Annotated in this window: 18 protein-coding genes and 1 pseudogene; 2 read left to right on the top strand and 17 right to left on the bottom strand. The window is 66.5% G+C overall.

What is annotated here, in order from left to right:
- Positions 1-6: 6 nt before the first annotated feature.
- The 10 genes and pseudogenes from ROZ00_11210 to ROZ00_11255 all read right to left on the bottom strand — a co-directional run bounded on the left by ROZ00_11210 (position 7) and on the right by ROZ00_11255 (position 10,956).
- Positions 7-3,099: a CusA/CzcA family heavy metal efflux RND transporter gene (locus ROZ00_11210; protein ID MDT3736786.1), complete on the bottom strand. Its 3,093-nt coding sequence runs from the start codon at positions 3,097-3,099 to the stop codon at positions 7-9.
- A 9-nt stretch (positions 3,100-3,108) separates the two neighbouring features.
- Positions 3,109-4,338 (bottom strand): efflux RND transporter periplasmic adaptor subunit, encoded by a 1,230-nt coding sequence (locus tag ROZ00_11215; GenBank protein MDT3736787.1) that lies wholly within the window; start codon positions 4,336-4,338, stop codon positions 3,109-3,111.
- Between the two features lie 50 nt (positions 4,339-4,388).
- Positions 4,389-5,642, bottom strand: coding sequence for a TolC family protein (locus ROZ00_11220; GenBank protein MDT3736788.1), 1,254 nt, complete (start codon positions 5,640-5,642; stop codon positions 4,389-4,391).
- 142 nt (positions 5,643-5,784) lie between these two features.
- Entirely contained in the window at positions 5,785-6,234 is a 450-nt protein-coding gene (locus ROZ00_11225) for a cobalt-zinc-cadmium resistance protein (protein MDT3736789.1), read from the bottom strand.
- Positions 6,209-7,258, bottom strand: coding sequence for a DMT family transporter (locus ROZ00_11230; GenBank protein MDT3736790.1), 1,050 nt, complete (start codon positions 7,256-7,258; stop codon positions 6,209-6,211). The genes ROZ00_11225 and ROZ00_11230 overlap by 26 nt, the downstream gene beginning before the upstream one ends.
- A gap of 193 nt (positions 7,259-7,451) precedes the next feature.
- On the bottom strand, positions 7,452-7,691 hold the full coding sequence (locus ROZ00_11235; protein ID MDT3736791.1) for an SHOCT domain-containing protein: 240 nt from the start codon (positions 7,689-7,691) through the stop codon (positions 7,452-7,454).
- A gap of 57 nt (positions 7,692-7,748) precedes the next feature.
- The gene (locus tag ROZ00_11240; protein MDT3736792.1) at positions 7,749-8,108 is read right to left on the bottom strand and encodes a cytochrome c; all 360 of its coding nucleotides are present in this window, start codon (positions 8,106-8,108) and stop codon (positions 7,749-7,751) included.
- 4 nt (positions 8,109-8,112) lie between these two features.
- Complete coding sequence (locus ROZ00_11245) at positions 8,113-8,475, bottom strand: hypothetical protein (GenBank protein ID MDT3736793.1); 363 nt, start codon at positions 8,473-8,475, stop codon at positions 8,113-8,115.
- Positions 8,472-8,708, bottom strand: a pseudogene (locus tag ROZ00_11250) (ferredoxin--NADP reductase). Before ROZ00_11250 ends, ROZ00_11245 begins: the two are co-directional and overlap by 4 nt.
- A 106-nt stretch (positions 8,709-8,814) precedes the next feature.
- Complete coding sequence (locus ROZ00_11255) at positions 8,815-10,956, bottom strand: heavy metal translocating P-type ATPase (protein ID MDT3736794.1); 2,142 nt, start codon at positions 10,954-10,956, stop codon at positions 8,815-8,817.
- A gap of 81 nt (positions 10,957-11,037) precedes the next feature.
- On the opposite strand from ROZ00_11255, the gene cadR reads away from it, so the two are divergent.
- Positions 11,038-11,520, top strand: a complete 483-nt coding sequence (cadR, locus tag ROZ00_11260; GenBank protein MDT3736795.1) for a Cd(II)/Pb(II)-responsive transcriptional regulator — start codon at positions 11,038-11,040, stop codon at positions 11,518-11,520.
- A 10-nt stretch (positions 11,521-11,530) separates the two neighbouring features.
- Here the strand turns inward: cadR and ROZ00_11265 are convergent, their stop codons facing one another.
- A complete protein-coding gene (locus ROZ00_11265) occupies positions 11,531-11,776 on the bottom strand; it encodes a GDCCVxC domain-containing (seleno)protein (GenBank protein ID MDT3736796.1) in 246 nt (81 codons plus the stop codon).
- Between the two features lie 108 nt (positions 11,777-11,884).
- Between ROZ00_11265 and ROZ00_11270 the strand changes: the two genes are divergently transcribed.
- Positions 11,885-12,214: a CzcE family metal-binding protein gene (locus tag ROZ00_11270; protein ID MDT3736797.1), complete on the top strand. Its 330-nt coding sequence runs from the start codon at positions 11,885-11,887 to the stop codon at positions 12,212-12,214.
- A 91-nt stretch (positions 12,215-12,305) separates the two neighbouring features.
- Here the strand turns inward: ROZ00_11270 and petA are convergent, their stop codons facing one another.
- The 6 genes from petA to ROZ00_11300 form a co-directional block, all read right to left on the bottom strand.
- Entirely contained in the window at positions 12,306-12,914 is a 609-nt protein-coding gene (gene petA, locus ROZ00_11275) for a ubiquinol-cytochrome c reductase iron-sulfur subunit (protein ID MDT3736798.1), read from the bottom strand.
- Positions 12,915-12,945: 31 nt separating this feature from the next.
- Positions 12,946-13,188, bottom strand: coding sequence for an SHOCT domain-containing protein (locus ROZ00_11280; protein ID MDT3736799.1), 243 nt, complete (start codon positions 13,186-13,188; stop codon positions 12,946-12,948).
- Between the two features lie 115 nt (positions 13,189-13,303).
- On the bottom strand, positions 13,304-13,930 hold the full coding sequence (locus tag ROZ00_11285; GenBank protein ID MDT3736800.1) for an isoprenylcysteine carboxylmethyltransferase family protein: 627 nt from the start codon (positions 13,928-13,930) through the stop codon (positions 13,304-13,306).
- Positions 13,927-14,178: a DUF2933 domain-containing protein gene (locus ROZ00_11290; GenBank protein ID MDT3736801.1), complete on the bottom strand. Its 252-nt coding sequence runs from the start codon at positions 14,176-14,178 to the stop codon at positions 13,927-13,929. The genes ROZ00_11285 and ROZ00_11290 overlap by 4 nt, the downstream gene beginning before the upstream one ends.
- A gap of 48 nt (positions 14,179-14,226) precedes the next feature.
- Positions 14,227-14,463: a hypothetical protein gene (locus ROZ00_11295; GenBank protein MDT3736802.1), complete on the bottom strand. Its 237-nt coding sequence runs from the start codon at positions 14,461-14,463 to the stop codon at positions 14,227-14,229.
- Between the two features lie 118 nt (positions 14,464-14,581).
- The gene (locus tag ROZ00_11300) at positions 14,582-15,946 is read right to left on the bottom strand and encodes an HD domain-containing protein (GenBank protein ID MDT3736803.1); all 1,365 of its coding nucleotides are present in this window, start codon (positions 15,944-15,946) and stop codon (positions 14,582-14,584) included.
- Positions 15,947-15,955 lie beyond the last annotated feature (9 nt).

Below are 15,955 nucleotides of genomic sequence, written 5' to 3' on the forward strand. Positions count from 1 at the left end.
CTTCGGTCAAAGGGTGGTACGGCTGCGCTCGCGCCGCGTTTCCACCCACTCGTACATCAGCGGCAGGAGCAGCAGGGTCAGCGCCGTGGAGGTGAACAACCCACCCACCACCACGGTGGCCAGCGGGCGCTGCGTTTCCGCGCCCACACCCTGCGAGAGCAGCATGGGAATCAGGCCGAGGATGGCCACCGAGGCGGTCATCAGCACCGGCCGCAGGCGCAGGCTCGCCCCTTCGCGCACCGCCTCGCGGATCGACAGGCCCTGGCGGCGCCGGTCGTTGAGGAAGGACACCAGCACGATGCCGTTCAGCATCGCCACGCCGAAGACAGCGATGAAGCCGATGGCGGAGGGCACCGAGACGTACTGCCCGGTTATGGCGAGGCCGAAGACGCCGCCGATGATGGCGAAAGGCACGTTGGCGATGATCAGCGCGGCATGGGTGAGCGAGTTGAAGGCGGTGTAGAGCAGCAGGAAGATGAGGCCGATGGTGAGCGGCACGATGAGGGCGAGCCGCGCCATGGCGCGCTGCTGGTTCTCGAAGGCGCCGCCCCACTCGATCCAGTAGCCCTCGGGCAACTTCACCTGGCTCCTGATCTTCGCGTCGGACTCCCTGACGAAACCGTCCACGTCGCGGCCCTTCACGTCCATCTGCAGCACCGCGTAGCGGCTCAACTGCTCGCGGCGGACGAAGGTGTAGCCCTCGTCCAGCTCCACCGTGGCGACGCGCGAGAGCGGCACCAGCGCCCCGGCCTGGGTGCGCAGCGGAATGTCGCCGATCGCCTGCAGGCTGTCGCGGAAGGCCGGGTCGAGCCGCACCTGGATGTCGAAGCGGCGCACGCCGTCGAGCAGGGTGCTGACGGCCTTACCGCCGATGCCGGCCTGCACCACCTCGAGGATCTCGTCGGCGTTGATGCCGAAGCGCGCCGCCTCCTCGCGCCTGACTTTCACCACGATCTGCGGCTTGCCCTTGTTGGCTTCCAGCGAGAGGTCGGCCACGCCGCTCACCTGCCCCAGCACCGGCTTGATCTGCGCGGCGAGGCGGTCGAGGGTGGCGAGGTCGGGGCCATAGAGCTTGAGGGCGAGGGTGGCGCGCACGCCCGAGATCAGCTCTTCGACCCGCATCTGGATCGGCTGGGTGTTGCCAAGCACGACGGTCGGGATGGCCTTTTCCAGCGCCTCCTTCATACGGTCGGACAGCTCCGGCATGGAGAGCTTCTCCGGCCACTCGTCGCGCGGCTTCACGTCCACCAGCACTTCCATGTAGTTGGCGTCGGTGGTTTCCCCCTTCTCGGCGCGGCCGATGGTGGCCAGCACCGATTTCGTCTGCGGGAATTCCTGTTTCAGCACCGCGTTCATCTTCTGCGAGACGCGCACCGATTCCTCCAGCGAAGTGGAGGGGATGCCGGTGACGCGGAACATGATGGCACCCTCCTGCAGCGTCGGCATGAACTCCTTGCCGAGGAAGGGGAAGACGGCGAGCGCCGCCGCCAGCAGGGCCAGCGCCGCGACGATCACCCGCTTCTTGTTCTCCAGCGCCCGGTCGAGCAGCGGCAGGTAGGCGCCCTTGACCCAGCGCACCAGAAAGGTGTCCTTTTCCTCCTTGGGCTTGAGGATCAGCGCCGAGAGCACCGGCACCAGGGTCAGCGTCAAAACGAGCGAGCCGACCATGGCGAAGGTGATGGTGAGCGCCATCGGCTTGAACAGCTTCCCCTCCAGGCCGGTGAGCGAGAACAGCGGCAGGAACACCACGATGATGATGAGGATGGCGAAGGCGATGGGATTGATCACCTCGCGCGCCGCCTCCAGGATGACGTGGGTGCGATTCACGCTTTTCCCCGCCTGATGGGAGAGCAGGCGGAAGCCGTTTTCCACCATCACCACGGCGCCGTCCACCATCATGCCGATGCCGATGGCCAGCCCCGCCAGCGACATGAGGTTGGCCGACAGTCCGAAGTGCTGCATCAGCAGGAAGGCGATCAGCATGGCCAGCGGCAGGGTGACGATCACCACCAGCGCCGAACGCGCCTCGCCGAGGAAGAGGAAGAGCACGATGGCCACCAGGATCGAGCCTTCGACCAGGGCGCTTTCCGCGGTGCCGAGCGCCTTCTCGACGATTTCGGTGCGGTCATACACCGGGTTGAGGGTGACGCCGGCGGGGAGCGCCTGGCGGGCGAGTTCGAGCTTGCGCTTGACGCCATCCACCACGTTCTTGGCGTTCTCGTTGATGCGGGCGAGCGCGATGCCCAGCGCCACCTCCCTGCCGTCGCGGGTCACCGCGCCGAAGCGCAGCGCCGGCCCTTCCTTCACCTCGGCTACCTCGTGCACGTGGATCGGCACGCCCTCGCGCTCGGCGACGACGATGTTGCCGATGTCGGTGGTGTTGGCCACCAGCCCGAGGCCACGCACCAGGTATTGCTCCTGGCCGAGATTCACGTACTGGCCGCCGACCTGGCGGTTGTTGGCGGCCAGCGCCTCCATCACCGACTTGAAGGAGAGGCCGTACTTGATGAGCTTCTGCGGGTTGATCTGCACCTGGTACTGCTTCTCGAAGCCGCCCCAGGTGGTGACGTCGTCCACCCCCGGTGCGGTGCGCAGCATGAGCCGCACGTTCCAGTCGTGCAGAGTGCGCAGGTCCATGGCGGAGAGCTTCTTGTCGGCCGACTCCACCGTGTACCAGAACACCTGGCCGAGGCCGGAGCTGTTGGGCCCGAGGCTCGGCTCGCCGTAGCCTTGCGGGATGCGCTCCCTGGCCTCCAGCAGCTTCTCGCCGACGAGGCGCCGCGCGAAGTAGATGTCCACGTCGTCCTTGAAATAGACACCGACGTAGGACAGGCCGAACAGCGACACCGAGCGGATCTGCTCGATGCCGGGCAGGCCCGCCATGGCCGTCTCGATGGGCGCCGTCAAGAGCTTCTCGACGTCTTCGGCGGCGAGGCCGGGCGACTCGGTGTAGACGTTCACCTGGTTTGGCGTCACGTCGGGGAAGGCGTCCACCGGCACGGCGAGGAAGGCGCGCACGCCGAGGAAGACGACGAGGCCGAAGCCCACCAGCACCAGCAGCTTGTAGCGGAGCGAGAGATCGACGATACGGTTCAGCATGTCCCCTCCTCAGTGAGCGTGGCCTTCGCCGAGCTGCGATTTGAGGATGCGCGCCTTGAGGGCGTAGGTTCCCGCCGTCACCACCTTGTCGCCCGCCGCGAGCCCGGCCTTGACCACGACGCGGCCGCGCAGCTTCTCGCCGAGCTCCACCGCGCGCGGTTCGAAGCCGCCGTGCTCCTCGACGAAGACCGTGGGCTGGCCCTGCATCAGCACCACCGCCTCCTCCGGCAGGAGCAATCCCTTGCCCTTGCCGCCGGTACGGATTGCCGCGGTGGCGAACATCTCGGGCTTGAGCCGTCCGTCGGCGTTGACGACCTCGACCCGCGCCTGCACGGTGCGCGTCTCCTTGTCGACCACGGCGGCGATGTAGGTGAGCTTGCCCGCGAAGGTGGCGTCGGGATAGGCGGCGACGGTGACCACGGCCTGCGCCCCGACGCTCACCCGGCCGAGATCCTTCTCGAACAGGTTGGCCTCGATCCACAGCTTGGAGAGATCGGCGACGGTAAACAGCGGCTTGTCCGGCTGGGCCAGCTCGCCGAGGATGGCGTGCTTCTCGATCACCGTTCCCGCGAATGGCGTCGTCAGCGGAAAGGCCGACACCGCCTGGCCGTCGACAGCCGGCGCCGGGCCCACGCCCAGCATGCGCAGCCTGTCTCCGGCGGCGGCTAGCGCCGCCTTCGACTTCTCGTACTCGGCGTGGGCGCGCAGGTGATCCTTGCGGGCGATGATCTGCTCGCCGTGGAGCGCCTCGGCGCGCTCGAAATCCGCCTTGGCCAGCGCTTGCGCCGTCCGCGCCTGGAGCCAGGCCGAATGCGCCTCGCCCACTTCGAGGCTGTCGAGCACGGCGAGCGTCTGCCCGGCCTTGACGGCGTCGCCCAGATTGGCGGGAACCCGGACGACGCGCCCCGGCACGCGCGGCGCCACGTGGACGATGCGGTCCTGATTGGGGCGGATGGTGGCGGTCACCGTCAGCTGCTCGCTGATTTCCTGCTCCTGCAGTTCCTCGGTCCGGATGCCGGCGGCGGCGATCTCCTCGGCGCCGAGCTTGAGTTGTTCTTCCTCGCCGTGCCCTGACCCGTGTTCGCCGGGTTTTTCGGTGGTGTTGGCAGGCTTGTCGGCGGCGGCGCTCTTTTGCGCGCCGTCCTGCGGGGACTGACTTTGGCCGCAACCGGCGAGCGCCAGGGTCGAGAGGCAAAGGGCCAGCAGGGCGGCCCGGGGGAATGCGGGAAGGTTCTTCATGAAATCGGTTCCGTGGTTCGTGTTGTCCGGAAGGGGCGCGGCGGGGCGTTTCATTTCCCGCTCCGCCAGCCCGCCGCCTGTTCCAGCTCGATGCGCGTCAGGGCGAAATCGGTGGCCGCCTCCAGCACCTCGCGCCGGGTGTCGAGCACCTGGCGGGTGGCGAACAGAAGTTGCGTCAGGCCGATCTCGCCGGCGCGGTAGGCGGCGGCGGACAGGCGCTGGTTTTCCTGCAGGCGCTGCAGGACGAACTGCTCCAGCCGTTTGGCCCGTTCTCGCACGCTGCCGAGCTTCTGCCAGAGGGCGAGGACCGTCGCCTGGGTGTCGCGGGCGGCGGCCTGCCGTTCAATTTGGGCCTGGGTGAGTTCCGTCGTCGCCCGGCCGATACCGGTCGCGTTGCGGCGAAACAGCGGCAGGGGCAGCGAGAGGGAGATGCCGCTGATCCGCTCGCGCGCATCATTCGGGCCTTCGCGGCCGGAGAACAGTCCCACGGTGACGTCCGGGTAGGCGGCGGCGCGCTCCAGCCCGAGGCGGCTGCGGGCCGCCTGTTCGCGGTGGTCGAGGGCGCGCAGGCGGGGCCGTGCCGCAGCGGCGGCGAGCAGTTGATCCAGGGTGTAGGGGAAGGCGCCGTCGGCCGAGAGCGTCCCCTGCGCTTCCGGCAGTGCCTGCGCCGGCAGCTGCAGGGCGGCAGCGAGCTCGGCGCGGGCCTGGATGAGCTGCTCGCGCACCGCCTCGAGCTGGTTGCCCGAGCGGCCCAGTTCGACCTCGGCGAGATTGGTTTCGAGGCGGGTGTCCTCGCCTGCCGCGAAGCGCTTGCGGGCGACACCGACGTTGTCCCGGATCAGGGCGACGAGTTCCGCCTCCATGGCGGCGCGCGACTGCAGGCCGAGCACGCGGACGAATTTCTGCTCGACCTCGGCGCGCACCTGGTGGCGCGTCTCCTCGACGTGTTCCTTCAGCGCCGCCAGCTCCTGCTCGGCCGCTTCGCGCCGATGGCCGTGCTGGCCGGCGATCTCCAGGGCCTGGCTCAATTCCGCCCGCCATTCGCGCTGCGTGTCGTCGCCGAGGCCGGGCTGGGGCGCCCGCCGCCGCGCGCGCTCGGCGGCGAGCTGCGGGTTGTTCCAGAGCAGGCCGCGGGCGTCGTCGAGCTGCCCTTCGGCGGCAGCGAGGTTCGCCTGCGCCGCCTTGAGGGCGGGATGGGCCTGCTCGGCGAGCTGCCAGGCGCGCTCCAGGGTCAGCGGCGGTTCAGCCGCCGGCGCGGCCAGGGCCGGCAGCGAGAGCGCCAGCGCCGCAGCGATGCGGGCCATGCGCCCGCGGGTTCCATGCGTGATCGAAAACATGATTCGTCGAAATCTCCGGTTGATGAATCTGGGAGAAATCCGACGGAACGCCGCCGCGCCGCAGCGCGGGGAAACGACATCAAAGGGAAAGCGCAGGCGTTCCGCCGGATCAGGCGAAACGCATCCACTTGGGCCGCTCGGGGCTCTCGGGTACTACGGAAGGCAACGCGCCGGGAGGATCGCCGGCGACGAGCGATGCCGGAGCGACGACGGACACCGCCGCAGACGAGGCGGCCGCCGCGGGGCAGCTCAGATGGCAGGCGCTGCAATCGGCATGCGCTTGCAGCGGCGACTTTCCGCCGGCTTCCTTGCCGTCCGCCGATACCTGCTGATGCTGATGATGGTGGTGACCGAAGTGCTGCACGGCCTGCCCTTCCTCATGCTGGCAATAGCTTGCCGCAACCGCCCAGGAGAACTGGAGCGGCAGGGCGAGCAGCATAAGGACGGCGAGCAGTTTTCTCATTTCGGCAAAGATTGTATCTGCAACAGGACTTCGGGGCAACTCCCTGCTGCGGCGCTCCCTGCTGCGGCGCTCAATGATCATGACGATGGTGCGCATCCGGGAAATGCGCATGCACGTGCGTCAGCGGCGCGTGCCGGTGCCAGTGCGTATGGCGCGTACCCGGCGCCACCGGATGCCCGTGTTCGTGCCGGTGGTGTTCGTCGTGTTCATGCTCGTGCGCGTGCTCCAGTGGCGCATGGCCGTGCGCGTGCGCATGCCGCTCGGTGAGATGCAGCCAGACCCCCAGCCCCATCAGGCCGCCGGCAAGCAGCAGGCGCGCCGTCACCGGCTCGCCGAGCAGCGGCACCGCGATCAGCGCGCCGACGAAAGGCGCCACCGAGAAATAGGCGCCGGTGCGCGCCGTGCCGAGGTGGCGCAAGCCGACCACGAAGAGGGCCAGACTCACCCCATAGGACACCCATCCCAGACCGCCCGATACCAACACGGCCCACAACGGCGGCCAGCGATCCGCCGTCGCTGCGGCAATGGCGAGGTTGACCGCGCCGGCCGTCCAGCCCTTGCAGGCGGCAATCCAGGTTGCATCGGTCAGCGATATTTTGCGCGTGAGGTTGTTGTCGAGCGCCCAGGCGAGGCAGGCGCCGAGCACGGCGAGCGCCGGCCATGCCGCGCCGAAACGGGCTTCTCCGGGCCAGGACAAAATAAGAGCGCCAAGGACGATGGACGCCATGCCGAGCGCGATGCGGCGATCGAAATTCTCGCGGAAGACGAACCAGGCGAGCAGCGCGGTGAACACGCCTTCCGCGTTCAGCAGCAGCGATGCGCCGGAAGCCGGCATGGCCGACAGGCCGTACATCAGCAACACCGGCCCGGCGACGCCGCCGGAGAGAATCGCCCCGGCAAGCCACGGCCAGTCGCCCGCCGCCGGCCGTACCGCGGGCGCGCGCCGGACGAGCCGCGTCAGGCCGAGGCCGAGGCCGGCGCCCAGATACAGCAGCCCCGCCAGGAGCCATGGGCTGACCGTGCCCAGCAGCAGCTTGGCGAACGGCGTACCGGCCCCGAACAGCACTGCGGCGCCAAGCGCCGCCGCCACCCCCGGCAGCCTCTTTGTCTGCATAGGCATGTATTGATCCAACTGCTTGTCGAATTCCTGTACGTTGTGTGCCGCCGGCTTCGCCGGGCGACCGGCGTCTGCTGAGCGAGAGCGGGCATGGATGAGAGTACGGCTGCGGACAACGCAGCTGCCAAGATCGTGTTCTCATTTCGCTTCTTCTTTGCGGTTTCAAACACGCACCCCGTGGCCCCGGAGGGGCCACTTACCGGCGCTTGAGGTCTTCGCGTTTCTGCAGAAATTCGTCACGGGAGATTTCTCCCCTGGCATAAGATTCCTCCAGATAATCCGCAGCGGTCTTGCCTGCTCCCCTTGAAGAATCGCTTGGCGGCGCGGAGTTGGAAGTGAGGTACTTGACGGCCACCAGGACGAGCAGGAGGAGGACCAGCCAGAACAACCCCATCCCGAACCAGCCCCACCAATGTCCCATGCTGTAATCCCACATCACCGTGTCACTCCCAAAAAAAACAACTTCGGGCGTCCGCAGCGCCCCGCCTCCACATTACCAGCCGCCGCGATGGTATTGCTCTCCCCGCCTCGGCTGCTTGACGGTCAGCCCCGTTTGCGCAGCGTAGAACGCGGCGAGCTGCTCTATATCCCGATCCGACAGCTTTTCTGCCTGCGGACGCATCACCGCGTCGCCTCGCCGGCCTGCGCGATAGGCGCGCAACGCGGCCACCAGATAGGCCTCGCGCTGCCCGGCAAGCCGGGGAAACTGGTCGGATGGGCTGTTGCCATCCTTTCCGTGACAGGCTGCACAGACTTGTTGGGCCTTGAGTACGCTTGGTGACGGTTCGCTGGCTGCCAAGGCCGCGTTGGTTAAAAATAGCAGGAACAACGCTACCGGCAATGGCGATTTCATTCCCTTACTCCTTCGCCGAGGCATAAAAATGGGCAACGCCGGTAATGTCTCGATCAGACAACATATTGGCCATGCGGTTCATGACCGGATGCCGACGTTCGCCGGAACGATAGGCTCGAAGGACTTTTTCCAGATACGCGGCATGCTGCCCGCCGAGCTTAGGAGCAGTCTCACCCATGCCCATGCCCATGCCCATGCCCATGCCGCCCCGCATTCCCATGTCGTGGCAACCATGGCACATCTCCAGTTTGTTCCAGCCGCCACCCCAACCGTCTTGCTGGCGGCCGGATCGCCAGTCTTGAGCCCACGCTGCTCGGGAGCCGCAGGTCACAAGGACAAACAAGAGAAACAGACGCGCGAGCTTCATTTTTCCACGAAGGCCCGCTCGATCACATAGTCGGCTGGCGCTCCGATATGAGGTGATATTCGGAAACCACGTACATTCAGCATGTCGCAGCAGTCCTTCAACATCGCCGAACTGCCGCAGATCATCGCCCGATCCACGGCCGGATCAAGGGGTGGCAGGCCGATGTCCTCGAACAGCTTTCCGCTTTCGACAAGTTCCGTCAGCCGCCCCTGGTTGCTGAAAGGCTCGCGGGTGGTCTTGAAACTGAAAAGCATGTCGTTCCAGTGGCGGACGCTTAAAACGCGTTCGATTCCGAGTTTGCTCATAATGGTTCCCTGATTGGGGAGAAGTGAGTAGCTGTCATCGACGCAGTAACCGTAAGCCGTTGCCGACCACCAGCAGGCTCGCCCCCATGTCGGCGAACACCGCCATCCACAGCGTTGCCTGGCCGGCCAGCGCTAGGACGAAGAACACCGCCTTGATGCCCAGGGCGAGCGAAATGTTCTGCCACAGCACCTGCGAGGTGCTGCGCGAGAGCGCGATGAAGCGCGGCAGCTTGCGCAGGTCGTCGTCCATGAGCGCCACGTCGGCGGTCTCGATGGCGGTGTCGGTGCCGGCTGCGCCCATGGCGAAGCCGATGGAGGCCCGGGCCAGCGCCGGCGCGTCGTTGATGCCGTCGCCCACCATGCCGACCCCGCCGTGGCGGGCGATCAGGTCGTCGATGGCGGCGAGCTTGTCCTCGGGCAGCAGGTTGCCGCGCGCGTCGTCGATGCCGACCTGGTCGGCGATGGCGCGGGCGGTGGTCGGATTGTCGCCGGTGAGCATGACCGAGACCACGCCCAGCGCATGGAGATCGCGGATCGCCTCGGCGCTGTGGCCGCGCAGCGTGTCCGCCACGCCGAGCACGCACAGCGGCGTCTGCTCCGTGGCGAGCACCACCGCCGTCTTGCCTTCCCGCTCCAGGCGCTGGAGCATTTCCTCGACCTGCGGGCCGCAGATGGCGAGCTCCTCCACCAGGCGGTGGTTGCCGACGAAATGCAGCCGGCCCGCCACGATGCCCTTCGCTCCCCGGCCGGTCAGCGCCTCGAAGCCGGCGACGTCGAGCAGGGGCCGTCCGGGCGCCTGCCAGGCGGCGACAATGGCGGCCGCGACCGGATGCTCGGAATGCGCATCGACGCTGGCGGCCAGCTGCAGCAGTTCGTCGGCCGTCCGATCGACCAGCGGGATGACGTCGGTCAGCACCGGCCGCCCGTGCGTCAGCGTGCCGGTCTTGTCGAGCGCGACGGCGCGGATGCGGCGGCCGTTTTCCAGATGCACGCCGCCCTTGACGAGGATGCCGTGGCGGGCCGCCGCCGCCAAGCCGCTCACCACCGTGACCGGCGTGGAAATCACCAGGGCGCAAGGGCAGGCGATCACCAGCATGACCAGCGCCTTGTAGAACCAGTCCGCGAAGGCCGCGCCGAAGAAGAGCGGCGGCACCGTCGCCACCAGGAGGGCGAAGACCACGACGGCCGGTGTGTAGTAGCGGGCAAACTGGTCGACGAAACGCTGCGTCGGCGCGCGCTGCCCCTGCGCCTCCTGTACCGCGCGGATGATGCGGTCCAGGGTAGTGCCGCCCTTGTTGGCCGTGACGCGGAACTCGAAGGCGCCGCGCTCGTTTACCGTGCCGGCGAAAACCGCATCGCCCGGCGCCTTTTCCACCGGCATGCTCTCGCCGGTGATCGGCGCCTGGTTCACGGCACTCGCGCCCGCCGTCAACACGCCGTCGAGGGGAATGCGCTCGCCCGGCCGCACTTTCACCGACTGGCCGATGCGCACTTCGGCGGCCGGGCGCTCGACCCACTCACCGCTCTCCAGCCGCACCGTCGCCGTTTCGGGGGCCATCGCCATCAGGCCGCGAATCGCGTTCCTGGCTCGCTCCAGCGACAGCGTCTCGATGAGTTCGGCCAGCGCGAACAGGAAGATCACCACCGCCGCCTCCGGCCACTCGCCGATGGATACCGCGCCGATGATGGCGATGCTCATCAGGAAGTTGATGTTGAGGGTGAAGGTCTTCAGCGCGATCCAGCCCTTCTTCAGGGTGCCGAGGCCGCCCGTGGCGATCGACAGCAGGGCCAGCGCGACCACCGGCGCCGAAGCCTCCGCGGCGCCCGACCAGGCGAGGATTTCCGCACCGACGGCGGCAACACCCGAGACGGCCATCAGCGCCCAAGTCTTCGCCGGGACGGCAGGCGCCTCGTCCGCCGCGCAGCGGGTGCAGGCGCCGGACTGCGGCGGCGGCGAGTCCGCCTGCATGCCAACCTCGCGCAGCGCCTGCAGGATGGGCTCCTCGTCGGCCAGCGTGTGGCCGACGGTGAGCCGGCGCGCCATCAGGTCGAAGGACAGCTCGCCGATGCCCAGCACTGCGCCGAGGCGCTTGCGGATCAGCGCCTCCTCCGTCGGACAGTCCATGTTGCCGATGACGAATACCGATTGCTTCATTTCTGAATTCCGGGTCTGCATGGCGCGCATTGAAAACCCTGTAGCCGCTCCAGGGTCAAGCGGCTACAATGAAGCGGGCGAGTGCAGGCAAACGGAGGCGACATGCGCATCGGAGAGCTCGGCCGGGCGGCCGGCGTGGATATCGAAACCATACGATATTACGAGAAGCAGGGACTGTTGCCGAAGCCGGCGCGGGCGCCAAATGGCTATCGCGCCTACGGCCCGGCGCACCTGGAGCGGCTGGCCTTCGTCCGGCACTGCCGGGCGCTCGACATGCGCTTGGCCGAAATCAAGCGGCTGCTCGATTTCGTCGTCCATCCGGATGCCGATTGCGGAGACATCAACCGGTTGATCGATGCGCAACTCGTCCGGGTGCGGGCGCGGCTGAAATCCATGCGCGCCCTGGAGAAGCAGCTCGCGGCGCTGCGGGCGCGCTGCGACACGGGGCATGTCGCCGCCGAATGCGGCATCCTGCATGAGCTGGTGGCGGCTGCTCACGGGGAGGCTTGTGCCTGCCATCCTGCTCCCACAGGGGCTCCCGGCGCATACCGCGCGGCAGGACAACCTTTAAAGCGAGATACATGATGGCCGTGCGCTAAACAGGCCGGCGTGGCGGAACCATGCACTCCTGCACCAGCGGACACGGCACGGTGCCATAGGAGCAGAAGATGCAGCCGTCTCCGGGTTTGGGTTTGGGCTTGAGCACGGCATGGCACTGATGAAACCAGAGGCAGGCGTCGGTGGGCATGATCTCGGTTTTGAGAAAACCGCATTCCGGACAAGTCAGGATCGATTCCAGAATCACGCTGCTTACTGACAACAAAGCTTTCAGTAACGTAATTGTCCAGTCACCTTGCTGTCGACATCACATGAATAACATAACTCCACCGTCAATACAGACGGGGGTTCTTATAGCGAGCCAAATCATTAACCTCTTCAGGAGAGCACCATGCACATTCGTAAACTCATTGCACTCACGGGCATCGCCACATTCTCAGCCGCCCTATCTCTTCCAGCATTGGCGCATACCCATCGCGGGATGTCGGTTCAGTCGGGCATCGCCGACCGCGAAGTCACGCTGGCCGACGGCGCACAGTACCTCAATGTCACGCGCAACGAAACGGTCAGGATCAACGTCGCCGGGAAGAGCTTCACCTGGCGCTTCGATACGCTCGGCACCGCACCGTTCAGGCTCGGCGAGATCGCGCCGCAGGATGCTGGCGGCGGAAACATCATGGTCTATGTCGCCGAGGATCCCAGCCTGCTCAGCGGCGAATAACACGACCCCGGCCGTGCCCGGCTTCCGCGGCGCAGTCAATCGGACGGCGCCGCGGAGGGAGGGAGGGAGGGCCACGCACCGTTCATCGCACTCATCCCTGCCCGGCCTCGTCTTCACCGACGAGCACGACGCCATCCGAAAGATATTTGTGCGGCGGCACTTCGAGGTTGAGCGGCGCCGGCACGTTCCTGAACACCCGGCCGGCGAAATCGAACTTCGAGCCGTGGCAGGGGCAGTAGAAGCCGCCCGGCCAGTCCGCGCCGAGATCGGCCGGCGCCACGTCCTTACGCACGGACGGCACGCAGCCCAGATGGGTGCACAACGCCACGGCGATCCACCATTCCGGCCGGACCGAGCGCAGAGTGTTCCTGCAGTAATCGGGCTGCTGCCGCCGCGCCGAGGCGGGATCGAGCAGGAGGCGGTCGATGCGCCCGAGGCGCTCGATCATCTCGGGCGTGCGGCGCAGGATCCATACCGGCTTGCCGCGCCATTCCACCGTCGCCAACTGCCCGGGTTCCAGTTTCGACAGGTCCGCCTCGACCGGCGCACCGGCGGAGCGTGCTCTTTCGCTCGGCGCCATGCTCGCGACAAATGGAATCGCGGCGGCAACGACCGCCATGCCGCCGAGGGCCGAAGTCGCCACTACCAGGCGGCGGCGTACGACATCGGCTTCGGGATAACCCCCGCCGTCGTCATTCATGGCCGCTATTCCGTGTCCGCCAGGCATGCCGTCAGGTCGAGAGGTCGCGCCTCTTCTGCTCGAACTCTTCGCGTTCGATCTCGCCGCGGGCATAGCGCTCCTTGAGAATGTCGAGGGCGGATTTCTCCTGGCGCCTTTCTGCCGACGATGCGCCCGAAGCCCACATCCCCCTCACCAGCGCGATGATTGCCACGACGAGCAGAATCCAGAACAGCGACATGCCGATCACGCCGAAACCCATGCCGCCCCATCCCCAGCCGCTCCAGTCACCCATGTTTCCCCACATCGTCGTCCTCCTCGCTTAGAGCGGCGCAGACTTGTCTCTCATGTCTTGAAGACACCCCGAATTCGCCCTGGTTCCGCCCTACCGAACCACTGTTGCATCGCTTTCATCGAAAAGGCAGGAACGCCGGGGTCTGCGCGCGATAGCGCGCGTATTCCCCGCCAAACTCAGCCTCCGCTTCGCGCTCCTCGCGCCTTGCCAGCCGCCAGTACATGAGTACCAGCACCGGGAACATCGCCAGCGTCACCAGCGTCGGCCATTGCAGCAGAAAGCCGAACATGACGAGAACGAAACCGGCGTACTGCGGGTGCCGAATCCGCGCATAGGGCCCGGTCGTGGCCAGGCGATGCGCCCGCTGGGCCGCGTAGAGCACCTTCCAGGCCGACGACAGCAGGATGAAACCGCCGAAGATGAACAGCGTGCTGAGGATGTGGAAGGGCCCGAAGTGCGGGTTGGATTTCCAGCCGAAGATCATCTCCAGCAGGTGGCCGGAATCGTGCGCCAGCCAGTCGACGCCGGGGAAGCGGCTCGTCAGCCAGCCGGAAAGCAGGTAGATGGTCAGCGGAAAGCCGTACATCTCCGTAAACAGGGCGACGAGGAAGGCCGAGAAGGCGCCGAAGGAACGCCAGTCGCGCGTGCTCTGCGGCTTGGCGAAGCTGAAGGCGAAGATGATGAAGATCGCCGAGTTGAGGATGACCAGTGGCCACAGGCCGTAAGCGGCGGGCTCGTTCATTTCGGCTTTCCTTCCGTCTGGTCGCGCGACTCGCCGCCGTGGCCTTCATGCCCGCCATGTCCGCCGTGATGGAACAGATGCATCAGCGGGCAGGCGAGCAGCAGCAGATAAGGCAGGATGCCGAAGAAATGGGCACGGTGCTCCGTGAGCAGGAAAAAAGCGGCAATGGCCGCGAAGGCCAGGAAAACCCACTTCCCCCTGCCGTTGGCGTGACCGTGCGAATGGTCTTTGTCTTGCGTCGATTCCATGGCGCCTCCCCGGGAACCCTCTCTGCTTTCGGCGGAGAGGGGCGCGTCTTATTTACCGTCGCGCGGATGGTAGTGCTTGCTCATGTCCATGGCGGGATTCTTCCTGGCCGCCTGCCTGACGGGCGCCTTCTGCGGCACGCCGGTCTTTTCCTCGACATGGGAATGCGGCTTGGCCGGCTGTGCTGCCGCGGCCGGCGCCGCCTGCGTTTCGACCGCCTTGTCCGAGGCGGCCAGCGGCAGTGCGGCGGCGAACAGGCCGGCGAAAAGTATGGCATTGCGTTTCATGATGATCTCATGGTGAGAATGGGCAGGGTCAGTTTGCGCTGAGGCGCCTGTGCGCAAGATGACGCGATGATTACGGTTCCGTCAACTTTCTCCGTCACATCCCGGCCGGACTGGATCTTCAGGCATCTCGCTTGGCGCATTGCTCGGCCAACCAGGCCGGACAGCCGCTCTGCTGCCAGAAATCGCGGCCCTCGAAGAAATATTTCGTCACCAGTCCGTGCAAGCGGTCTCTAAGCGCCTGCTCAGCAAGTCCGTCAAGTTCCGCATGCAGTCCGACTGCCAAGTCTGCGAAAACATCGAACAAACGCGGATCGAAATGGCTTCCCCGGCCTTCGGCAAGGATGTCCATGGCCTTGTCAAAGGGCAACGGCTCCTTGTAGGGACGGCGTGAAGTCAGGGCGTCGAACACATCGACGATGGCGAAAATTCGTGCGGCAAGCGGGATGGCCTCGCCCTTCAGGCCCTTCTGGTAACCGCTACCGTCGAAGCGCTCGTGATGGAATTCGATCACTTCCCGCGCACCCCGGAGCCAGCCCGACCTGGCAACGATGTCCATTCCAAGCTGCACGTGCGTCTTCATCACCGCGAACTCCGCCTCGGTCAGCTTGCCCGGCTTGAGCAGGATGGTATCGCTGATGCCGATCTTGCCGACGTCGTGGAGAAACGCCCCGGCGACGATGGCGCGGATATCATCCTCCGCCAGGCCGAGCGCCTCGGCAAAGCGGATGCTGTAGAGACAAACGCGGTAGTTGTGCAGATCCGTGTCGGAATCCCGCTTGGCGATCGCGCTGCCCAACACTTCCATCAGCTCGATGTTGCTGCGCATCAGTCCGGCGGAAAGCTGCAGCACGCCCCTGTTCAGCCCGATGATGACCGGGTAAAGCACGATGGCCGTGGCGAGGATTGCCAGCAGCAGAACCGAAACGTTGCGGACAAGATCCGCGCGAGCATGCCGGCGCGTCGCGGCGTCAACCCGATAAACACCGCGGAAGCCGCCGATCGCGGTTCCATCCCGGTACTGGAGGGGGACGCTGACCCAGACGAGCAACTCGCCCGCCCGCCATGCCGTCCGGTGGCTGCCGGCCCCAGCCAGCCCGTCCATCAGTCCGGCCCCATCGGGTGCGGCGGCTTCGGCAACGACGCGCGCTGCCGCATCGGTCACCTGAACGTGCGCGAAATTCTGCTTGAGCAACGGCTGCATGGCCCCATTCAGCGACTCCGCATGTTCGATGCCGACCGAATTGACATGGTTGCGAAACGCATCCGACGCGGCGATGGCCAGCCCCGTGGCCAGATCGTCGATTCGCCGCAATTCCAGGTAGGTCGCTGCGCCGCCGACCGCCAGGGAAAGCAGTATCCAGGCGATGGCCAGCCGTTTCGCGACAACGCGGTGAATGCCCCGAAAAAAACGCCTCCCCCCGCCTCGCGCCGGTGCTTTGCGCGACGCGGGCAACTCTGCGCAGGCTTCGGCGGCTGTGGTCATGGCCGGCAC

The sequence above is a fragment of the Denitratisoma sp. genome (assembly GCA_032027165.1).
Lineage (GTDB): Bacteria > Pseudomonadota > Gammaproteobacteria > Burkholderiales > Rhodocyclaceae > Desulfobacillus.

Coding starts and splice junctions, on each gene's coding strand:
- ROZ00_11290 (MDT3736801.1), bottom strand. CDS start 14,178: ATGGAATCGACGCAAGACAAAGACCATTCGCACGGTCACGCCAACGGC.
- ROZ00_11280 (MDT3736799.1), bottom strand. CDS start 13,188: ATGGGTGACTGGAGCGGCTGGGGATGGGGCGGCATGGGTTTCGGCGTG.
- ROZ00_11300 (MDT3736803.1), bottom strand. CDS start 15,946: ATGACCACAGCCGCCGAAGCCTGCGCAGAGTTGCCCGCGTCGCGCAAA.
- petA (MDT3736798.1), bottom strand. CDS start 12,914: ATGAATGACGACGGCGGGGGTTATCCCGAAGCCGATGTCGTACGCCGC.
- ROZ00_11235 (MDT3736791.1), bottom strand. CDS start 7,691: ATGTGGGATTACAGCATGGGACATTGGTGGGGCTGGTTCGGGATGGGG.
- ROZ00_11285 (MDT3736800.1), bottom strand. CDS start 13,930: ATGAACGAGCCCGCCGCTTACGGCCTGTGGCCACTGGTCATCCTCAAC.
- ROZ00_11255 (MDT3736794.1), bottom strand. CDS start 10,956: ATGCAGACCCGGAATTCAGAAATGAAGCAATCGGTATTCGTCATCGGC.
- ROZ00_11270 (MDT3736797.1), top strand. CDS start 11,885: ATGCACATTCGTAAACTCATTGCACTCACGGGCATCGCCACATTCTCA.
- cadR (MDT3736795.1), top strand. CDS start 11,038: ATGCGCATCGGAGAGCTCGGCCGGGCGGCCGGCGTGGATATCGAAACC.
- ROZ00_11295 (MDT3736802.1), bottom strand. CDS start 14,463: ATGAAACGCAATGCCATACTTTTCGCCGGCCTGTTCGCCGCCGCACTG.
- ROZ00_11225 (MDT3736789.1), bottom strand. CDS start 6,234: ATGCGCACCATCGTCATGATCATTGAGCGCCGCAGCAGGGAGCGCCGC.
- ROZ00_11220 (MDT3736788.1), bottom strand. CDS start 5,642: ATGGCCCGCATCGCTGCGGCGCTGGCGCTCTCGCTGCCGGCCCTGGCC.
- ROZ00_11230 (MDT3736790.1), bottom strand. CDS start 7,258: ATGCCTATGCAGACAAAGAGGCTGCCGGGGGTGGCGGCGGCGCTTGGC.
- ROZ00_11245 (MDT3736793.1), bottom strand. CDS start 8,475: ATGAAGCTCGCGCGTCTGTTTCTCTTGTTTGTCCTTGTGACCTGCGGC.
- ROZ00_11210 (MDT3736786.1), bottom strand. CDS start 3,099: ATGCTGAACCGTATCGTCGATCTCTCGCTCCGCTACAAGCTGCTGGTG.
- ROZ00_11240 (MDT3736792.1), bottom strand. CDS start 8,108: ATGAAATCGCCATTGCCGGTAGCGTTGTTCCTGCTATTTTTAACCAAC.
- ROZ00_11215 (MDT3736787.1), bottom strand. CDS start 4,338: ATGAAGAACCTTCCCGCATTCCCCCGGGCCGCCCTGCTGGCCCTTTGC.